Origin of the sequence: Kribbella voronezhensis (assembly GCF_004365175.1) — a bacterium.
Lineage (GTDB): Bacteria > Actinomycetota > Actinomycetes > Propionibacteriales > Kribbellaceae > Kribbella > Kribbella voronezhensis.
Window position 1 is genome coordinate 1,993,793 of the sequence record NZ_SOCE01000001.1, and the last position, 18,445, is coordinate 2,012,237.

General features: G+C 67.6%; 19 protein-coding genes. 13 read left to right on the forward strand and 6 right to left on the reverse strand.

The features are described 5' to 3' along the window. Nucleotides 1-5: 5 nt before the first annotated feature. Nucleotides 6-1,472 carry a flavin-containing monooxygenase gene (locus EV138_RS08915; RefSeq protein ID WP_133977921.1) on the reverse strand — a complete coding sequence of 489 codons (1,467 nt, stop codon included), beginning with the start codon at nucleotides 1,470-1,472 and terminating at the stop codon, nucleotides 6-8. Nucleotides 1,473-1,542: 70 nt separating this feature from the next. Between EV138_RS08915 and EV138_RS08920 the strand changes: the two genes are divergently transcribed. The 10 genes from EV138_RS08920 (at nucleotide 1,543) to EV138_RS08965 (ending at nucleotide 10,835) form a co-directional block, all read left to right on the forward strand. Then, a complete protein-coding gene (locus tag EV138_RS08920) occupies nucleotides 1,543-2,190 on the forward strand; it encodes a TetR/AcrR family transcriptional regulator (protein ID WP_133977922.1) in 648 nt (215 codons plus the stop codon). Nucleotides 2,191-2,393: 203 nt separating this feature from the next. Continuing rightward, a complete protein-coding gene (locus EV138_RS08925) occupies nucleotides 2,394-3,191 on the forward strand; it encodes an inositol monophosphatase family protein (protein ID WP_133981796.1) in 798 nt (265 codons plus the stop codon). 69 nt (nucleotides 3,192-3,260) lie between these two features. Then, nucleotides 3,261-4,115 (forward strand): EamA family transporter, encoded by an 855-nt coding sequence (locus EV138_RS08930; protein ID WP_133977923.1) that lies wholly within the window; start codon nucleotides 3,261-3,263, stop codon nucleotides 4,113-4,115. Nucleotides 4,116-4,292: 177 nt separating this feature from the next. Continuing rightward, a complete protein-coding gene (locus EV138_RS08935; protein WP_133977924.1) occupies nucleotides 4,293-5,708 on the forward strand; it encodes a glycosyl hydrolase family 18 protein in 1,416 nt (471 codons plus the stop codon). 198 nt (nucleotides 5,709-5,906) lie between these two features. Next, nucleotides 5,907-6,809, forward strand: a complete 903-nt coding sequence (locus tag EV138_RS08940) for an ABC transporter ATP-binding protein (RefSeq protein ID WP_133977925.1) — start codon at nucleotides 5,907-5,909, stop codon at nucleotides 6,807-6,809. Next, nucleotides 6,806-7,540: an ABC transporter permease gene (locus tag EV138_RS08945; RefSeq protein WP_133977926.1), complete on the forward strand. Its 735-nt coding sequence runs from the start codon at nucleotides 6,806-6,808 to the stop codon at nucleotides 7,538-7,540. The genes EV138_RS08940 and EV138_RS08945 overlap by 4 nt, the downstream gene beginning before the upstream one ends. Before the next feature lie 30 nt (nucleotides 7,541-7,570). Next, entirely contained in the window at nucleotides 7,571-8,734 is a 1,164-nt protein-coding gene (locus tag EV138_RS08950) for a sensor histidine kinase (RefSeq protein ID WP_133977927.1), read from the forward strand. Continuing rightward, the gene (locus tag EV138_RS08955) at nucleotides 8,731-9,339 is read left to right on the forward strand and encodes a response regulator transcription factor (RefSeq protein ID WP_133977928.1); all 609 of its coding nucleotides are present in this window, start codon (nucleotides 8,731-8,733) and stop codon (nucleotides 9,337-9,339) included. The genes EV138_RS08950 and EV138_RS08955 overlap by 4 nt, the downstream gene beginning before the upstream one ends. Nucleotides 9,340-9,405: 66 nt before the next feature. After that, entirely contained in the window at nucleotides 9,406-10,500 is a 1,095-nt protein-coding gene (locus EV138_RS08960; RefSeq protein WP_133977929.1) for a sulfite oxidase, read from the forward strand. 95 nt (nucleotides 10,501-10,595) lie between these two features. Beyond that, nucleotides 10,596-10,835, forward strand: coding sequence for a hypothetical protein (locus EV138_RS08965; RefSeq protein ID WP_133977930.1), 240 nt, complete (start codon nucleotides 10,596-10,598; stop codon nucleotides 10,833-10,835). A gap of 427 nt (nucleotides 10,836-11,262) precedes the next feature. On the opposite strand, the gene EV138_RS08970 is transcribed toward EV138_RS08965, so the two are convergent. The 4 genes from EV138_RS08970 to EV138_RS08985 form a co-directional block, all read right to left on the reverse strand. Beyond that, entirely contained in the window at nucleotides 11,263-11,907 is a 645-nt protein-coding gene (locus tag EV138_RS08970; RefSeq protein ID WP_133977931.1) for a hypothetical protein, read from the reverse strand. Nucleotides 11,908-11,971: 64 nt separating this feature from the next. Then, on the reverse strand, nucleotides 11,972-13,408 hold the full coding sequence (locus EV138_RS08975) for a multicopper oxidase family protein (protein ID WP_238158028.1): 1,437 nt from the start codon (nucleotides 13,406-13,408) through the stop codon (nucleotides 11,972-11,974). After that, nucleotides 13,401-13,811 carry a hypothetical protein gene (locus EV138_RS08980; protein ID WP_133977932.1) on the reverse strand — a complete coding sequence of 137 codons (411 nt, stop codon included), beginning with the start codon at nucleotides 13,809-13,811 and terminating at the stop codon, nucleotides 13,401-13,403. Before EV138_RS08980 ends, EV138_RS08975 begins: the two co-directional genes overlap by 8 nt. After that, nucleotides 13,808-14,386, reverse strand: a complete 579-nt coding sequence (locus EV138_RS08985; RefSeq protein ID WP_133977933.1) for a DUF1707 SHOCT-like domain-containing protein — start codon at nucleotides 14,384-14,386, stop codon at nucleotides 13,808-13,810. The genes EV138_RS08980 and EV138_RS08985 overlap by 4 nt, the downstream gene beginning before the upstream one ends. Before the next feature lie 316 nt (nucleotides 14,387-14,702). Here EV138_RS08985 and EV138_RS08990 point away from each other — a divergent pair, with 316 nt between their 5' ends. The 3 genes from EV138_RS08990 to EV138_RS09000 are packed head-to-tail and all read left to right on the forward strand — an operon-like array spanning nucleotide 14,703 to nucleotide 17,088. After that, a complete protein-coding gene (locus EV138_RS08990; RefSeq protein ID WP_133977934.1) occupies nucleotides 14,703-15,527 on the forward strand; it encodes an ABC transporter ATP-binding protein in 825 nt (274 codons plus the stop codon). After that, nucleotides 15,524-16,312 carry an ABC transporter permease gene (locus tag EV138_RS08995; protein WP_133977935.1) on the forward strand — a complete coding sequence of 263 codons (789 nt, stop codon included), beginning with the start codon at nucleotides 15,524-15,526 and terminating at the stop codon, nucleotides 16,310-16,312. The genes EV138_RS08990 and EV138_RS08995 overlap by 4 nt, the downstream gene beginning before the upstream one ends. Further along, nucleotides 16,309-17,088, forward strand: a complete 780-nt coding sequence (locus EV138_RS09000; RefSeq protein ID WP_133977936.1) for an ABC transporter permease — start codon at nucleotides 16,309-16,311, stop codon at nucleotides 17,086-17,088. Before EV138_RS08995 ends, EV138_RS09000 begins: the two co-directional genes overlap by 4 nt. On the opposite strand, the gene EV138_RS09005 is transcribed toward EV138_RS09000, so the two are convergent. Beyond that, complete coding sequence (locus EV138_RS09005) at nucleotides 17,085-18,440, reverse strand: ABC transporter substrate-binding protein (RefSeq protein WP_133977937.1); 1,356 nt, start codon at nucleotides 18,438-18,440, stop codon at nucleotides 17,085-17,087. The two genes, EV138_RS09000 and EV138_RS09005, sit on opposite strands and share 4 nt — an antisense overlap. Between the last annotated feature and the right edge of the window lie 5 nt (nucleotides 18,441-18,445).

Sequence of the window (18,445 nt, forward strand, 5' to 3'; positions counted from 1 at the left end):
GTCTGTTACGCGGTCCGGTACTGGCTGCGGTCGAAATGGCTGGTCAGCCGGCGGAAGCGGAAGGTGAAGGACGGCCAGAGAGTGGTGTTGCGGCCCTCGGCGTCGAGGTACCAACTGGTGCAGCCGCCGCGGGTCCAGATCGTGTTGCGCATCGAGGAGCGGACGCCGTCGACGAACTCGCGCTGCACCTCCGGGCGGACCTCGACCTGCTTGATGCCCTCGGCATCCATCGTTTTGATCGCGTCCAGGATGTAGGCGATCTGCGACTCGATCATGAACACCATCGAGCTGTGCCCGAGGCCCGTGTTCGGCCCGATCAGCAGGAAGAAGTTGGGGAAACCGCTGACCGCCGTACCGAGGTGCGCCTCCATGCCGTTGCTCCACGCCTCGCGCAGGGTCAGCCCGTCGCGGCCGTGCAGCATGTCCATCACCGGCAGGTCGGTGACCCGGAATCCGGTGCCGTAGATGATCGTGTCGACCTCGTGCTTCACGCCGTCCGCGGTGACGATGCCCGTGGGCGTGACCTCGTGGATCGTCTCGGTGACGACCTCCACATTGGGCTGCGCGACGGCCGGGTAGTAGTCGTCGGAGATCAGCACCCGCTTACAGCCGAGGGTGAAGTCGGGCGTGAGCTTGGCGCGCAACTCAGGATCGCGGATCTGCTGGGCGAGGTGGCGCTCGGCGATCTTCTGGCCCTGCTTCATGATGCCGGGAAGCTTGGCGAAACCGAGGACGAGCGACTCGCGGGACCAGTAGATCCCGGCGCGAACCGCCTTCTGCACCAGGGGAAACGCCTTGTAGATCCGCTTCTCCGCCGCGGCGATCTTGCGATCCGGCCGCGGCATCACCCAGGGTGGCGTGCGCTGGAACAGGTGAAGCTCCTCGACCTCGGGCTGGATGGCCGGCACGAACTGGATCGCCGATGCGCCCGTCCCGATCACCGCGACCTTGCGGCCGCTCAGATCGAGATCGTGGTTCCACTGCGCGGAGTGGAACACCTCGCCCTCGAAATCCTCGATCCCCTTGAGTTTCGGGTACGACGGCTCGGCCAGCGGGCCCATTCCGGACAGCAGCAGATCGGCGGTGAGATCGCCCTGGCTGGTATGGATCCGCCAATGGCCGTCCTCCCAGTGCGCGTCCTGGACCGCGTGCCCGAAACGGATGTGCGGGCGGACCGCGAAGCCATCGGTGACGTCACGGAGGTACTCCTCGATCTCGGGCTGCGGCGAGAACGTCGACGACCAGTCCGGATTCGGCGCGAAGGAGAACGAGTAGAGGTGCGAGGGGACGTCACACCGGCACCCCGGGTACGTGTTGTCCCGCCAGGTCCCGCCGACGTCCTTGGCCCGCTCCAGTACGACGAAGTCGTCGTACCCGGCCTGCTTCAGCCGCACCGCCATCCCGATCCCGGCGAACCCCGTGCCGATGATCACGATCCGGTGATGCGTCGAGGTGTCCTGCACGGCCGCCATCGGGTACCTCCGAGCGTCGGGGAGCGAACTTACTCCCAGTAAGTTACTCGCAGTCAGTTAGACTCCGCAAGTGACCTCCACCACTGACCACGCAGTACCGCCTGAGCACGCCGAACCGCCGAAGCGGCGGCGCGATCGGGCTGCGCGGGAGCGGGAGATCCTCGACGCGGCCGAGCGGATCTTCGGCGAACGCGGCTACCAGGGCACCTCGATGGACGAGATCGCCGCCGATGTCGGCGTCTCGAAGCCGCTGATCTACCAGTACTACGGTTCCAAGGACGGCCTGTTCCTCGCCTGCCTCTCCCGGCTGCGCGCCCAACTGCTCGACGCCGTCTCCGAAGCAGTCCTGGCCGCCCCGGACGCCGAGCAGGCGATGCGGTCCGGCTTCGTCGAATGGTTCTCGTTCCTCGACGCCCACCCCCGCGCTTGGTCCGTCCTCGTCGACGAAGGCATGCTCGCCGCCGGCCCAGCCGCCCAAGCCGCCGACGAGGTCCGCGCCGACTTCGTCGAGCTGATCGCCACCATGGTCCGGTTCAACCTGCCCACCAACCACACCTTCACCGACGACGAGATCCAGATCGTCGCCCAGTCCATCTCCGGCGCCACCGAACGCCTGGCCATCTGGCGCACCAAACACCCCGCCCCGCCCTCCCCCACCCAAACCGCCACCACCCTGATGACCTTCCTCTGGCAAGGCCTCAACGCCCTACGCGCTTAGCCCGTACGCCGGAGAAAGGCAGCCCGCGTCGCCCCTCCTACGTCGGCGCTCGACCCACCCCCCAACACGCCGCTCCTCCGTCGCGGCCAACAGGCGGGCGGTTCCCGCCGCTGTCGGCTGCAGGGTGAGCTCCCCCGCTCGACTTCCCCATCCCGTGCCCGGGATTGACCAGCTGGCTGGCCAAGAGTGTGTTGGATGGGCGTATGGGTGAGCACAGAGCGTCTGACGTTGAGCTAGCGATCGCGGCTGTTGAGGCTGGGGCTGCCGTGGTGCGGAGTAAGTACGGCACCTCGGTGGCGCGGCATGAGAAGTCGGGGACCGACTTCGCGACGGACGCCGATCTCGCGGCGGAGAAGGCGATTCTCGAGGTGATTCAGCGTGCGCGGCCGGACGATGCGATCGTTGGCGAGGAGTACGGCGCCAGTGGAAATGCGGATGCGAGCAGGCGTTGGTTGGTCGACCCGCTGTGCGGCACGCTCAACTTCGCCGCCGGGACACCGCTGTTCTCGGTCAACGTGGCATTGCAAAGCGACGCGGAGCAAGTCGCCGCGATTGCGGACCCGGTGTCCGGCGAGACCTTCTGGACCGACGGAGAAACCGCGCGCGTACGCCGCGACGGGTCTGACGGAGCACTGACACCGTCTGCCGATTCGCGGCTGGTGGACGTCAACCTCGATCCGATCACCGACGGCGGTTTCCTCGGATCGAAACTGCTGACCGATCACAGGTTCCGGGAGGCGTTCGCACAGCGTGTCTTGTCGACGACGTTGGCAGTCACCTGGGTGGCGGCCGGCAGACGCGCCGCCTACGTGACCGACGGCAATCTCCGCGACAGCGTCCACTTCACGGCTGGGATCGCGCTCTGCCGCGCGGCCGGCTGCATCGTGACCGACCTCTGCGGACTCCCCCTTCACTCAGGCCCGGGCTTGATCGCCGCCGCCGACGCCCGCACCCACGCGGCTCTCGTCGAAATCGTCGCCGCCTACCTCCCTGCCCACTGAGCCCGCCGTGTGCGTCCCAGGAGGTGGGTGGCGGCGAAGTACGTAGTACGGGCGTGATGTGATCGGGCTGTGCGTAAGTTGCAAGTACCGCCGACGGTCATGGTGCTGGGTGGAGTGGTGTCCGTCCAGTTCGGTGGAGCGTTGGCGGCTCAGTTGATCCAGCGCTTGGGGGCCGTCGGCACCGTTTCGCTCCGCTTGGCGTTGGCCGTGCCGATCCTGCTGGTGATCGCACGTCCGCGACTGAGGCAACGGACCAGGCGGGACTTCCTCGCGGTAGTTGCCTTCGGCATCGTGTTGGGTTTGATGAACCTCAGCTTCTATCTTTCCCTGGAACGCCTCCCGCTGGGCGTCGCGGTGACGATCGAATTCATCGGCCCGCTCGGCCTCGCCGCGGCGATGTCACGCAAGCGCCGGGATCTCATCGCCGTCGCCGGAGCCGCGCTCGGCGTCGTACTGGTGAACGGTCATGAACTCAGCGCGGTCAACTGGCTGGGCGTCGGGTTCGCGGGGCTCGCCGGGGTGCTCTGGGCTTGCTACATCCTGCTCAGCGCCGAGACCGGCCGAAGGTTCGCACAGCTCGACGGGTTGGCGCTGGCGATCGTGGTCAGCGCGTTCATCACCGCGCCGCTCGGCATCGCCACCGCGGGCGGCGAACTGCTGCACTGGCATTCGCTGGTGACCGGGCTCGCCATCGCGCTGCTCTCATCCGTTCTGCCGTACTCGCTCGAGACCCTCGCGCTGAGAAAGATGAAGCCGGCCGTGTTCGGCATCCTGATGAGCCTCGAGCCGGCCGTCGGCGCCACCGCCGGATTCCTCATCCTCAGCCAGCGCCTCGCGATCATCCAGCTCGCCGGGATGGCCTGCGTCGTCGCCGCCTCGATCGCGATCACCCGGACGCCACGAACCGAGGCGCCGGACATCTGAGGCCGCCTGGCGGAACCGCGAGTGATCACGTCCCACCGTGCGGAAGGCGCATTCTCAACCACGTCTCATGCCTTGACGCCACGCAGAGTTCCGGGGTTCACTAGCGCTTCCTGATTTCGATCAGATCCTTTTCTATCTCACCTTTCGTTTACCGCCCCCCGAAAGGACACCGCCCCCATGAGGTCTTTCGCGACCCTGAAAAGTCGATGGGCCGTCGCCGCTCTCGCGCTGGCCACCACCGCCGGTGTGACAGCGGCCTTCGCCCCCGCCGACGCCTCCACCAGCTCACAGGACACGGCTGCAGCACCGGCAGCCGTCACCGCGCTCCCCGCCGGCTTCAGGAGCGTCGGCTACCTGCCATCGTGGTCCGGCAGCGTCACGAGCATCCAGTACAGCAAGCTGACCCACATCAACTACGCCTTCGCGCTGCCGAACTCCAACGGCACCCTGCAGGCGATCGAGAACACCTCCAAGCTGTCCCAACTGGTCAGCCTCGGCCACAACAGCGGCGTCAAGGTCTCGCTGGCGATCGGCGGCTGGAACGACGGCAACGACTCGGCCTTCGAGGCGCTCGCCGCCAACTCCGGCGCCCGCACAACCTTCGTCAACACCGTGATGGGCGTCGTCAACCAGTACAACCTGGACGGCATCGACATCGACTGGGAGTACCCGGATCCCGGTGCCTCCGGCAACAACTACGCGGCCCTCATGCAGCAACTGGGCAACGCGTTGCACGGCGCCGGCAAGATCCTCACGGCCGCGGTCGTCTCCGAGGGCGACACGGCGAACGGCGTACAGCCTGCGGTCTTCAACTCTGTCGACTGGCTCAACATCATGGCGTACGACGGCGGCAGCCCGCACGCCAACTACGACTGGTCGATCGCGGCCGCCAACTTCTGGAAGAACCGCGGTCTGCCCAAGGCCAAAACCGTTCTCGGCGTACCGTTCTACAGCCGCCCCGGCTACCTGACCTACGCGCAAATCGTTGCACTGAACCCCAACAACGCGAACGTCGACTGCGTCCAGGCCAACGGCGCTCAGCAGTGCTACAACGGCATCCCGACGATCAAGCGCAAGACCCAGTGGGCGGTCGCGAACGGCGGCGGCATCATGAACTGGGAGCTGTCCCAGGACACCACCGGCTCGACCTCGCTGGTCAGTGCGATCTTCGACGCGGCCGGTGGAACCGGTACTCCGCCGACCGGCGGCAAGACCGGCGCGATCAAGGGCATCGGCGGCAAGTGCGTCGACGTCGCGGGCGCCAACAGCGCGAACGGTACGGCGATCCAGCTCTGGACCTGCAACAGCAGCTCCGCCCAGACCTGGACGGTCGGCACCGACGGGACGATCCGGGCCTTGGGCAAGTGCATGGACATCAGCGCCGCCGGTACCGCGAACGGCACGGTCGTCCAGTTGTACGACTGCAACGGCACCGGCGCCCAGTCGTGGCAGCCGCAGTCGAACGGAACCCTCCGCAACCCGTCCTCCGGCCGCTGCCTCGACGCCACCGGCCAGTCCTCGGCCGACGGCACCCGCTTGCAGATCTGGGACTGCGCCGGCAGTGCGAACCAGGTCTGGTCCCTGCCCGCCTGACCGATCAGCCGGTACTACGTGTCGCCGGCAACCGCAGTACTCGAAGGGCTCCCCGCGGCGCTTGCGGGGAGCCCTACTCCTGGAATCCCTGAGAACGAACCCTGACCAGCCACCCTGAGAAGGCGCTGACGAATGTCATGGGTGGATCATGACGGCCGATCCAGGACCTGGCCCTCGCTCACCGCGAGCATTCTGGGTATGACGACAACGACTGCGGTCACCCTCAGCGGTGTGACCAAGAGGTACGGCGAGGTGCAGGCCGTGGCCGGGGTGGACCTCACGATCCGGTCGGGCGAAGTGGTGGCGATGCTGGGCCCCAACGGCGCCGGCAAGTCCACCACCATCGAGATGCTGCTCGGGCTGGTCCGGCCCGACCAGGGCAGCGTGCAGGTGTACGGCTCGTCGCCGGCCGAGGCGATCGCCACCGGCAAGGTCGGCGCGATGCTGCAGAGCGGCGGCATCATCGAGGACGCCAAGGTCGGCGAGCTGATGAACCTGGTGGCCGGACTGCACAAGGAGCCGATGCCGGTGGCCGAGGCGCTCGACCGGGCCGGCATCGCCGATCTGGTCGGCCGCAAGATCAAGGGCCTGTCCGGCGGGCAGAAGCAGCGGGTGCGGTTCGCCATGGCGATCATCCCGCAGCCCGACCTGATCGTGCTCGACGAGCCGACCACCGGCATGGACGTGGAGTCCCGCCGCGACTTCTGGGCCTCCATGCACGCCGAGACCGCGCGCGGCCGGACCGTCCTGTTCGCGACGCACTACCTGGAAGAAGCCGACGCGTACGCCGACCGCGTGGTGCTGATGCGCAACGGCAAAGTGGTTGCCGACGGCACCGCTGCCCAGATCAAGGCCGGCGTCTCCGGCCGGACCATCCGGGCCACCGTCCCAGGGGCCGACCTGGCCGCCCTCGCCGCGCTTCCCGGCGTACGGAATGTCGAGACGCGCGGCGACGTGGTGCTGCTGCAGTGCGCGAACTCCGACGACACCCTGCGGCACCTGCTCACCAACACCCCCGCACACGACATCGAGGTGACCTCGGCCGACCTCGAGGACGCCGTCCTGGCGATCAGCGACGCTGAAGAGGAGTCCCTGGCATGAACCTCGACTACCTGAAGTTCGACATCCGCCGTACGCTGCGGAACCGGCGGGTGGTGATCTTCGCGATCCTGATGCCGCTGGTGCTGTTCGCCATCTTCGGTCTGACGATCCCGAAGGACGCCAGCCAGAGCGGGATCTCGGCCATCGCCTACGTGATGGTCAGCATGGCGATCTTCGGCTCGATGTCCGCCGCGATGAGCAGCGGTGGCATCATCGCCGCCGAACGCGACGGCGGCTGGAACCGGACGCTGCGACTCACCCCGCTGAAGCCGCAGGCGTACGTCGTCTCGAAGGTGATCCTGTCGCTGCTGCTGGCGATTCCTCCGCTGGTGGTCGTGTTCCTCTTCGGTATGACGGCCGGTCACGTCCACCTGAGCGCTTCGCAGTGGATCTCCGTGGCCCTGGTGTCTTGGCTGGGCGCCCTGCCGTTCGCCGCGATCGGCCTGGTCATCGGGTACGTCGCCAAGCCGGACAGTGTGCAGCCGATCACGGGACTGAGCACCATGCTGATCGCGGCCTTCGGTGGTCTGTGGCTGCCGGTCGACTCGATGCCGTCGGTGATGAAGCACATCGCTCAGCTGACCCCGGCGTACTGGACCGGGCAGAGCTCGCGCAGCGCGCTGTCGCAGAGCGGACTCGACACCCACGCGGTGCTGGTGGTGCTGGGCTGGACCGTGGTGCTGGGCTTCATCGCGCTGCGCCGCTACCGGGCCGACACCGCTCGCGCCTGAGTGCCGGTCCCGAGCAGATAGTTTGAGTTCGTGAGTCACCGCGAACAGCCCAGCATGCCGGGCAATCCGGACCAGTTCGAGGCCGTCGGTGCCGCGCTCGACAGCGTGCGCCGGCGGCCCGGGTTCGGCTGGTTGCTGGCGGGGATCTGGCTGTTCTTCCTGAACAAGCCGCTCGAGGTCATCCTCAAGCATGACAACATGGCCGAGCGAGTGCTCGGGCTGACCGCCCTGGCGCTGTTCGCGATCGCCTACATGGCGTTCTTCGGCTACGCGCGGTACCGGAACATGGCCCGGGTCACGGCGCCGCTGCCGCTGCGGCTCACCTTCATCGTCGTGTTGCTCCTGCTGGGCGCGCTGATGGTGCCCGCCGCCGGCGACACCGCGCTGACGACGCTCGTCTTCGTCGAGGCGCTCGGCATCATGGTGATGTCGCTGCGGGTCGGCGTCGCGCTGGGCGTCGGGCTGCTGGCGGTCGCCGAGATCTCGCTGCGATCCGTCCCCGGTTGGTCCGACGACGGCACCTACAGTCTCTCGATCGTCCTCGGCGGCCTCGCTGTCTTCGGAATGCGGCGGGCCATCCAGCGCAGCATGGAGCTGGCCGTCGCGCGCCAGGACTTCGCCGAACTCGCGGTGCAGGAGGAACGGAACCGGTTCGCGCGGGATCTGCACGACATCCTGGGGCACTCGTTGACGGTCATCACGGTGAAGGCGGAGCTGGCCGGTCGGCTGATGGAGGCGAACCCGGAGCGCGCCGCCGCGGAGGTGGCCGACGTGGAGCACCTGGCGCGGGCGGCGCTTGCCGACGTACGGGCCGCTGTCGCGGGGTACCGGGAGCTGAGTCTTGCGGGCGAACTGGTGTCCGCGCGGGCGGCGCTGCAGGCTGCCGAGATCAAGGCGGATCTGCCGACCGTGGTCGACGAGGTGCCTGAGGAGAACCGCGAGTTGTTCGCCTGGGTGGTGCGCGAGGGCGTGACCAACGTCGTACGGCACTCGGGGGCGAAGCGCTGCACGATCCGGCTCGACGCGCAGCAGATCGAAGTACGGGACGACGGCAAGGGCCCGGCGCCGAGCGGGAGCGGTACCGGGCACGGGCTGATCGGGTTGCGGGAGCGGGCCGACAAGGCGGGCGCGAGCGTCCAGGTGGGCCAGGCACCGGGTGGCGGCTTTCGGCTGGCTGTCAGAGTGGCCTCGTGAACATCCGACTGTTGCTCGCCGATGACCAGGCGCTGGTCCGGGGCGCCCTGGCCGCGCTACTGGATCTGGAGCCCGACCTCGAGGTGGTGTCCGAGGTGGGCCGCGGCGACGAGGTCGTCGACGCTGTGTTGGCGGCCAAGCCCGACGTGGCGTTGCTGGACGTGGAGATGCCCGGGCTGGACGGCATCGAGGCCGCCGCGGCCCTGCGTACCGCCGTACCGTCTGTTCGCGTTCTGATGGTGACGACTTTTGGCCGGCCCGGGTATCTGCGGCGTGCGATGGAGGCGGGTGCGGCCGGTTTCGTCGTGAAGGACACGCCTGCCGCGCAACTGGCCGACGCCGTACGACGTGTGCACCAAGGACTCCGCGTCGTCGACCCTTCACTCGCTGCCGAGACACTCGTCGCGGGGACTAGCCCGTTGACCGCGCGGGAGTCCGACGTACTACGGTCCGCTCGCGAGGGCGGCACCGTCGCAGACATCGCCCGCGAACTCCACCTGTCGGAAGGCACCGTTCGCAACCACCTGTCGGCTGCCATCGGCAAGACCGGCGCCCGAACCCGCGCCGAGGCGGTCCGAATCGCCGTGGGGAACGGCTGGCTCTGAGGTGCGGCCGGTCTAGTGGTGCTCCGGTCTCGTGGCCTAGGCTGACCGTTGGGGGAAGGGGTTGCGATGACCGTCGAGAACTTCAGCACGAAGAGTCGCCTTGCGGACACCGGGGAGGGCATCACCGGTGACGAACTGCAACTGGCCGCGCGGAACCACGGGATTCCACTGGAGGCGCTGCGGTACGACGTGACGCCGCCCGGGCTGCACTACGTCCTGGTGCACTACGACATCCCGGCCGCCAACGCGGCGACCTGGCAACTGGAGATCTCTGGTTGCGTCGAGCAACCGTTGTCGTTCGGGCTGACCGCGCTGCGGGCGATGGGCCGGGAGACTGTTCGGGTCACGCTGGAATGCGCCGGGAACGGCCGGGCCGCGCTGAATCCGCGGCCGATCAGTCAGCCGTGGCTGGCCGAGGCAGTCGGGACGGCCGAGTGGACCGGCGTACCGCTGCCTGATCTGCTCCGAGCGGCCGGGGTGCGCGAGGACGCGATCGATGTCGTGTTCACAGGCGCTGACCATGGGTTTGAGCGGGGGGTTGAGCAGGACTATCAGCGTGGGCTGACGGTGCGCGAGGCGCTGGATTCCGGCGCCATCGTCGCCTGGGAGATGAACGGGCATCCTCTGCCGCCACAGCACGGGTATCCGCTGCGTCTGGTGGTGCCCGGTTGGTACGGCATGGCGAGTGTCAAGTGGTTGCGGTCGATCGAGGTCATCGACCACGAGTTCACCGGGTACCAGAACGCGGTCGCCTATCGCTTCCGGCAGGAGCCGCACGAGCCAGGCGTCGCTGTCACCCGGATCGAACCGCGTGCCCTGCTGATCCCACCCGGGCACCCAGACTTCATGTCGCGCCACCGTTTCGTTGCCGCCGGCCCCGTCGTACTGAGCGGCCGCGCCTGGTCCGGCTGGGCGCCCATCGAACGCGTCGAGGTCTCGGTCGACGCCGGCGTCTCCTGGTCCGACGCGAAACTCGATGCTCCGAGCAACGACCTCTCGTGGCGCCTGTTCACCTACGACTGGGACGCCCGGCCCGGTGAGCACGTGCTGACAGTCCGCGCCTACGACGAAAGCGGCCACGTCCAGCCCATCGAAGCCCCCTGGAACCGCGGCGGCTTCGCCAACAACAGCGCCCAGCGCATCACGGTCCTCGTCACCTGACCCATCCCCGCGTGTCGCGTCACCGAACACCGGTTACGCAGTTCCATCATGGGAACTGTAGGCACGCACGGCACTCTCACCTGGGATGGCGAGCGATGAACGACTTGGGCACCGAAATCCACCTACACGCACGCGTCTTCCGCACCGGCCACGACTGGTACGCCGACCTCGACGACTGGAACGACCCCCAGCCGGACGACCCGTACTGGTACGGCTACTACACAACCCAACGAGCCGCCATAGACGCCGCCTGCGCCCGCCTAGCCGCCTACCACCTCTCCCAAGCCCACCGAATCAGCCACCAACTACTGACCCCAGCAACAACCTCAGCTTAAAGCGCGCCCGCATCGCGGCTCCTCCGTCGCCCGCTCGACCCACCCACCCCAAAAACGCCGCTCCTCCGTCGCGGCTGAGGCCCCGTCGCGCGCACCCACCTTTCCCCGCCCACCCGGATAAGCCGGCCGCCCCGTCCGGCCTCGATCACCCGACCACACCAGACGATCCAGCAACCACACCACGCAGTCGGTCGCCGATCACGCCACCTCACCCACCGATCGCTCAATCCACCGACCGCAGGCAGGACGCAGCTCCTGCTTCGCTTGGAGGTGGACGCACGGTCCAACGCAGCCCAGCCTGCCGCCGCCGACGCCTTCCTCACGCTCGTCGGCGGGCATTGGCCGGATGCTCCTCGGCGGAGCCGGGCCCCGATGGGTCAGGCGAACGCGATGGCCAGGCCGATGGTGAAGGTGAGGGCTGTGAGGATCAACCCCAGGAGGTAGGCCCACCAAGGGGTGGACCAGTCGAGGGTGGCGAGATGATGGTGGTTGGGTCCTTGGGGTCGACCACGACATCCAGGCGGTCGCCCTTGTGCGGTCTCGGGTTCAGGTCGTTGCCGCCCTCGAGTTCGATCGGTTTGCCGTCGCTGGGCCGGGCCACCTTGACGGTCACGTCGTCGTACTTGGACCACTTGTCTTTCTCGACGGAAACCACCACAGCCTGCTGGATCGGGCCGTGCTTGACGAGGTTCTGGTTTTCGCGGTCGGCCGAGATGCCGAGCGGGAGGATCGCGAGCGAACCCAGAGCGATCGGTACGCCGAATACGACCCGCAGCCCCCGCACGAGCTTCGCCCAGCCGCGGCGACCGCGACTCCCTGAAGCGCTCGCCCGGCGGTGCTTGCTTTCAGCACGACGCTGCTCCAGGTTGTTCCACCAGGCGAAGCGCTCGACCAGGAAGCGGGCTGGGTAGCAGGCGGCTCCCGCGATCGCGGCGCACACAAGGGGGTGGTCCGAGAAGAAGTTGGGGCGGGTCAGCCAGCCGATCAGATAGAGGCCGCCGCCGACCGTGAAGAAGAAGACCAGCAAGAGGACCAGCTGCCAACCCTCCAGGTCGTCGTTGTCATCACTCATCGTCTGTTCACACAGAGATAGACGGCGCAGGGCGGCCGGTCGGTTCCGGCGCCGGACGAGGCGGCTACTCGGGTTTGTTCGACGTGGGGCCGCCTATTCTGTATGGGGTGGTGATGTTGGTGTAGGCGAGGTGGGTCATCAAGCCCTCTGCGGCGTGGGGGAGGTTGTGGCAGTGGTCCATCCAGATGCCTGGGTTGTCGGCCAGGAAGGCGATTTCGTAGGTTTCGTTGTCGGCGACCTCGAGGGTGTCGGTCCACCAGGGGGTGCCGGTGGAGGGGGTGCCGTTGCGGGTGAGGACGAGGGCGTGGTGGCCGTGGAGGTGCATGGGGTGGGACTGGCCGCTGGTGTTGGAGATCTTCATGCGGACGATGTCTCCCGAAGAGACCATGAACATCGGGACGTCGGGGTATTTGTGGCCGTTGATCGTCCACCAGAGGCCGGGTTTGCCGTCGAGGAAGCCGATGTGTCGGCCGATGCGGTAGTCGAAGGTGCGGGTGGGACGGGCGCTGGCGAGGTCAACAGGAGAGGGCGTTCCGTAGGTCAGCAAGTCGACGGTGTCGGCAGAAAGAGTGCCTGTCGGGTTGGCGCCGAGCACCAGCGATGCGGAGCCGGCGTCGAGGCGTAGGGCGCCGCTCTCAGGAACGAGAGCTTCGAGATCCACGCGCGCCCCCGCGGCCAATGGGAAGGCGGCCGTCGTCGGAGTAGGTCCGACGAGGTCGCGGCCGTCGACCGCGAGCACCTTGTACGGCGTACCGACCAGGCCCGTGCGAATCAGAGAGTTGTCCGTGTTGATCACTCGCACCCGAACCCGAGTACCGGCAGGCAACGCGATCGATTGTGATCCGGTGCGGCCGTTGATCGTTCGTTTGCCGTCATAGGTGTGGATCGCGGCAACGATCTCCCGAGCTGCACCCGGAGCGCCGATGACGAGCGGACCGAAGAGGCCGTCGCGGACTTCCTTGCTGGACACCTGATGTGAGTGGTACCAGTACGTCCCAGCCTGTGCAGCCCGGAAGCGATAGACGTGCTGACCACCAACCGGTACTGCGTCCTGCGTGACGCCGGCGACTCCGTCCTCGGCATTCGGTACGTCGACCCCGTGCCAATGCAGCGTGACTCCAGAAGACACCGACTCATTCACCAACGTGACCTGCACCAGGTCGCCAAGTCGAGCGCGAATCAAAGGCCCAGGAGACGTCCCGTTCAACGTGAATCCGTCAACGGATTCGCCACTGGCCAACGAAAACTTCTGCTTCCGGGCCACCAGTTTCACCGCCACGGCCGGAGTGCCGGCAGGCCCGGTCAGCGAAGTCACGCTCGTCCCGCCGTGATGCATGTGCTCGGCAGCGGGCCCGCCGCCGAAGTCGGCGTAGCCCATGTCCATCGCGGAATAGTTGCCTGGGACAAGGCTGGTCGCCCAGGAGTAGCCCAGCGGTACGAGTACCGCCAGTGCTACTCCCAAGGCGATCAGCCTGCCCCGCAACGGACGACGCTCAGACACTGGGCGCAGGGGTCGACGACGTAGCCCGACTCGAAGCGGCTCCGGCGACTCCGGCGATCGCCAGCCCGTTGAGGCCGTGCAGAACACCAAGCGCAGGGAGGCCGAACGACACCACCGCGAGCAGGAACTGCAGCACCACCAGTCCGACGATGATCCCTGCCAGCATCCGTCCCCGCGGCACGTCGGTCATGAACGACAGGATCAGTAGCACCAACGCCAGCAGCCCGATCGCCATACCGGCCATGCTGTGGTAGCTCTCGCCGAAGTTGCTGTAGTCGGATCCGATCGTCGTCCCGTCGTCGGCATCCTTGGCGATCGTGAAGCCGGACAGCGCGATCGAAGCGACCTGCAAGGCAACCGCGATCGCGATCAGCATCGCGACGATCCGGTACGCCGCCCTCATGCCCGCCGCTCCTGCCTACGCCGCTTCACGATGAAGATGCCCGCGACAACCAACAGCAACGGCAGGAACGGCGGATGCCCGCCCGCCACCACGCAGCCGATCGAAGCCAGTACGCCGAACACCGCCAACGCGAGCAGCATCGGCAACGGCACCCGCCCGAAGAACCCAGGCCCGTACGCCGCGCGCCCGCCACCCCAAGGACCGCGAGCACCCGGCCCACCCGCGTACGCCGCACGCCCGGGCCCATCAGCCCCGGCCGCTCCCGGCCCAAACGCAGCGGCTCCGGCGTGCTCCGACGGCGCGGTCCACGGCGGACGAGCCCACCCCCATGGCCCGGCCCACCCCTGCTCGTCGCCCGGCCCACCTGCGCCCGGGGTACCGGCGTACCCCTCCCCTGGCAGGTCAGTGAACAGTGCGGCGAGATCTGCGTCGGTTTTCGCCTGCAGGGCCTCGCCGACCCGCTCCTGGTGTTCCTCGGCGCTGAGCCGGCCCGCCTCGTAGTGCGCGCCGAGCCGCGCTACCGCGGCCTCCCGCTCCTGATCGCCGATCCGTATCGGCCCCTCGGTCCCACTCATGACAACTCCTCGATGCTCGCTGGTTTCCAACTGCATCGATCGTGTCGCGCCGGCACCCCGAACCGCGTCGCCTCGGCGGCTACACCTCACCTACTCCACCCGACGCACCCTGCACCCCAGGACGCAGTACGGCGTACTCCCGCTGGCGTACGTCGTACCAGGGGCCGGCCAGGGTCGGACCCCGGAAAATCGGGTGAGCCGCCGGCTCCGATCGGGTTAGGGTCTCACCGGGTCCGCAGCGACCCCGGCAGGCTCCGGCTGATCCACTGAGGCGACTTCCCCAGTCAGCAGGCAGCCCGCGGATTGGACAAGTCTGATGCCCAACAACGAGCCGGCGATCCACACCGAGGCTCTGACCAAGACCTACCGCTACACCGAGCAGCAACCCGGCCTCGCCGGCGCTGTCAAAGGGTTGTTCCGCCCGGACCGCCGCGAACGCACAGCGGTCGACAACTTGCAGCTCACCGTCCCCCGCGGCCAGATCATCGGACTGCTCGGCCCCAATGGCGCCGGCAAGACGACCACGATCAAGATGCTCTGCGGCCTGCTCCGGCCGACCAGTGGTGAGCTCGAGGTCCTCGGCCATCGGCCGGCCAGGCGGGGCTACGAGTTCCTGTCGCGGATCTCGGTCGTGTTCGGCCAGAAGTCGATGCTCTGGTGGGACGTCTCGACGTACGACTCGCTGCTGATCCATCGCGAGATGTACGCGATCCCCAAGGCGCGCTTCGCCACCACCACCAAGGACCTGGCCGAGCGGCTGCAGGTCCAGGACATCCTCAACATCCCGGTCCGGAAGCTCTCGCTGGGGCAACGGATGCGCTGCGAGCTGATCCTGGCGCTCCTGCACGGCCCGGAACTGCTGTTCGCCGACGAGCCGACCGTCGGCCTGGACGTGGTCGCCAAGCTCAGCGTGCGCACGTTCCTCGCCGAGCTGAACCGCGACCTCGGTACGACGATCGTCCTCACCAGCCACGACATGAACGACGTCGCGGCCCTCTGCGAACGGGTCGCCGTGATCAACCACGGCCGGACGATCTTCGACGGCGACCTCGACGCGCTGCGGTCACGGGCGGACGCGGGCGTCGACGCCGACCTCGACCAGGTGATGTCGAAGCTGTTCACCGAGGCCGCGGACGTATGAGACTCGCCCGCGTACTCCGGGTGCTGGTCACCCGTGAGGTCACGATCATGCTCCACTACCGCTGGTGGCTGGCCATGCTCCAGCTCAGCAACATCGTCGCACCGGCGATCTCCCTCCTCGTCTGGCGCGGCGCCATCGCGCAGGGGTCGACCCCGCCGGTCACGGAGACCTTCCTCACGACGTACCTCGTGCTGGTGAGCATCGTCGCGATGCTGACCAGCAGTTGGACGTCCGGCTTCCTGGCCGACAGCATTCGCCTGGGTGGGTTGAGTTCCTGGCTCGTCCGGCCGTGCTCGACCCACCTCAACGGCATCGCCAACAACATCGGCGAGAAGGTGGTGAAGCTCGTCCTGCTCGTACCGCTGGTGGCCGTGCTCGGCATCATCTTCCGCAGCGAGGTCGAACTGCCGCCGGTGGGCGTGCGCTGGTTCGCGTTCGCCGTGTCACTGGTGATGGCCGGCGCGATGACCTTCTCGCTGGACATCGTCATCGGATCCCTGGCGTTCTGGTTCGAGGACGTCACCGCCGTCAACCGGCTGCGTTACCTGCTCGCGCGCATCCTGTCGGGCTCACTGATCCCCCTCGCCCTCTTCCCGGCGGCGGTCATCCCCTTCCTCAACGCCCAGCCGTTCCGGTTCATGGTGTCGTTCCCGCTCGAAGTCCTGCTCGGCCATCCGTCCGGCCAGAGTTTCGCGTTGCAGGTCGGCTGGTTCGCGGCCTTCGTCGGATCCGCGGTCGCCATCTGGCGACTCGGCCTCCGCAGCTATCAAGGAGCGGGCGCATGAGCAGATACGCCCGGCTCTGGTGGAGTTGCCTGCGGCAAGCAATCCGGCGCGACCTGCAGTTCCGCAGCCAGACGCTGATCAACGCCTTCGCTTCCGTCGCCGAACTCGTCCTGGGCCTGATACCGGTCCTGATCCTCACCGGTACTTCGGCGGCCGAGGTCGGCTGGAACGGTCCGCTCACCCTCATCGTGGTGGGGATCTACGGCGCCTGCACCGGCTTGATGGATTGCTTCGTCGCGCCGAATCTTCGCCGCATCGACGGTTACGTCCGCAAGGGCGAGCTGGACCTGATCCTGATCCGGCCGGTGAACGCCCAGCTCTTCGCCACCCTGCGATGGATGGAGCCGGCCGAGCTCGGCCGGGTCGTCACCGGCCTCGGCCTGGCTGTTGCGGGCGCCCACGCCGCGCACCTGCCGTTCGAGGCCGGCCTGGTGATCCGGGCAGCGAGCTGGACCGCGATCGGGTTCGTCGGCTTCAGCGTCCTCTGGGCGAACCTCGTCTACCTCGCGTTCTGGTTCGAGAGCGCGGAGCCCATCAACGAGGTCGCCCTAGAGGTCCGGGAGGCCGGCAGATATCCGCTGACCTACTTCCCCAAGTCCGTCCAGTTCGTCCTGGCGACGGTCGTGCCGGCCGGCCTGATCGCCGCGGTACCGGCCAAGGTTCTGACCGGCACCGTGACCACCTTGACGACGGGTCTGCTGCTGCTGACCGCCGGCGTCGCGCTCACGATCCTGCACTGGCGCTTGGCCAGCCGTCGTTACAGCAGCGCGAGCTAGGTGTTCGCCGCGAGGATCTTGTTGACGTCGTTGTTGGCTTCGGCCAGCGACGACGGGTCCGAGGCGAAGGACATCACGGACTCCATCGCCGGGCTCATCACCGCGGACACGTCGGCGGCGTTCGGGTTCGCCGGGTACGGGAACACGTTGCCCGCCTCGACCGGTTCGAGGAACGGCGTGACGTCCCAGCCGGCCTTCGCGAACGCCGCCTTGGCCGCCGGCATCGAGGCAGTAACGGCCGGGAACACGACTCCTGCCTCGGCGACGATGTCCTGAGCGGTCTGGGAGCCGAGGAACTTCACCCAGGCCCAGGACGCCTCGCGGCGAGTGGTCCCTGCCCAGATGGTGTCCGCGAGCCCGTTCATCATCGACATGCGCTTGCCGTTCGGACCCTGGGTGAGCCGGGCGAGCTTGGTCTTCACGCCCTTCAGACCGGCGTACGTGCCCAGCATCCAGGAGCCGTTCGGGGTCAGCCCGTACTTGCCCGCGCCGAAGCTGGTGGTGATGTCGACGCCGGACTTGGCCTGCGCGTACGTCGGCATGTACCCCTTGGTGATCAGGCCGCGCCACCACCCGATCGTCTCGGTGAACTTCGGGTCGCCGTAGAAGAACTTGGTGCCCCACGGCTGTCCCTCGGAGTACACCCAGCCGTTGGACGCGGCGTACCAGCTCCAGCTGGTCTGGCCGTCGGCGCCGCCCGCGTCGCTGTACCCCAGGCCGTAGACCTTGACGTTGTTCTTGTCGAAACCGGGCTGGTCGCCGCGGCGGCCTTTGGCGTCCACCGTCAGCCGGGCGACGATCTGCTCGAAGGTGCCGCCGTCGGATGGGTTCCAGGTCATCGAGTTCAGCTGCTCGGCGGAGATCCCGGCCGCTTCGGTCAGTGCGCTGTTGTAGAAGTAGACCTCGGTGTCCCAGTCCTTCGGCAAGCCGTAGCGTTTGCCATCGGCACCGACCCAGCGATCCGCCAGACCCTTCTGGTAGATGGTCAGATCGACCTTGTCGGCCGCGACGAAGTCGTCGATCGGCAGCACCTGGCCCTTGTCCGCGAACAGCGGGTACCGCGACGAGTGCGAGGTGAACACGTCCGGCGCCGTACCGGAGATGAAGCCGGTGACGAGCTTGTTCCAGTAGTCGTTCCAGCCGTACTGCTCGATTCTCACCCGGTACTGCGGGTTCTGCTGCTGGAACACCTTCGCGCACTCGGTGTACATCGGCAGCTGGGCGGAATCCCACAGCCAGTAGATCACCTCACCGGCGCCCCGGTCGGCCGCTCCGTTGTTGCACCCGGCAACCGCCGAGGCGGCCAGCCCGGCGATCCCGGCCTTCAGCACTGTGCGTCTCGAGACAGTCATCGCAA

Excerpts from the sequence above, each read along its gene's own strand:
- EV138_RS08940 (WP_133977925.1), top strand. The coding sequence starts at position 5,907 with ATGACGACAACGACTGCGGTCACCCTCAGCGGTGTGACCAAGAGGTAC.
- EV138_RS08970 (WP_133977931.1), bottom strand. The coding sequence starts at position 11,907 with ATGAGTGATGACAACGACGACCTGGAGGGTTGGCAGCTGGTCCTCTTG.
- EV138_RS08925 (WP_133981796.1), top strand. The coding sequence starts at position 2,394 with ATGGGTGAGCACAGAGCGTCTGACGTTGAGCTAGCGATCGCGGCTGTT.
- EV138_RS08995 (WP_133977935.1), top strand. The coding sequence starts at position 15,524 with ATGAGACTCGCCCGCGTACTCCGGGTGCTGGTCACCCGTGAGGTCACG.
- EV138_RS08945 (WP_133977926.1), top strand. The coding sequence starts at position 6,806 with ATGAACCTCGACTACCTGAAGTTCGACATCCGCCGTACGCTGCGGAAC.
- EV138_RS09000 (WP_133977936.1), top strand. The coding sequence starts at position 16,309 with ATGAGCAGATACGCCCGGCTCTGGTGGAGTTGCCTGCGGCAAGCAATC.
- EV138_RS08985 (WP_133977933.1), bottom strand. The coding sequence starts at position 14,386 with ATGAGTGGGACCGAGGGGCCGATACGGATCGGCGATCAGGAGCGGGAG.
- EV138_RS09005 (WP_133977937.1), bottom strand. The coding sequence starts at position 18,440 with ATGACTGTCTCGAGACGCACAGTGCTGAAGGCCGGGATCGCCGGGCTG.
- EV138_RS08990 (WP_133977934.1), top strand. The coding sequence starts at position 14,703 with ATGCCCAACAACGAGCCGGCGATCCACACCGAGGCTCTGACCAAGACC.
- EV138_RS08960 (WP_133977929.1), top strand. The coding sequence starts at position 9,406 with ATGACCGTCGAGAACTTCAGCACGAAGAGTCGCCTTGCGGACACCGGG.
- EV138_RS08915 (WP_133977921.1), bottom strand. The coding sequence starts at position 1,472 with ATGGCGGCCGTGCAGGACACCTCGACGCATCACCGGATCGTGATCATC.
- EV138_RS08965 (WP_133977930.1), top strand. The coding sequence starts at position 10,596 with ATGAACGACTTGGGCACCGAAATCCACCTACACGCACGCGTCTTCCGC.
- EV138_RS08935 (WP_133977924.1), top strand. The coding sequence starts at position 4,293 with ATGAGGTCTTTCGCGACCCTGAAAAGTCGATGGGCCGTCGCCGCTCTC.
- EV138_RS08980 (WP_133977932.1), bottom strand. The coding sequence starts at position 13,811 with ATGAGGGCGGCGTACCGGATCGTCGCGATGCTGATCGCGATCGCGGTT.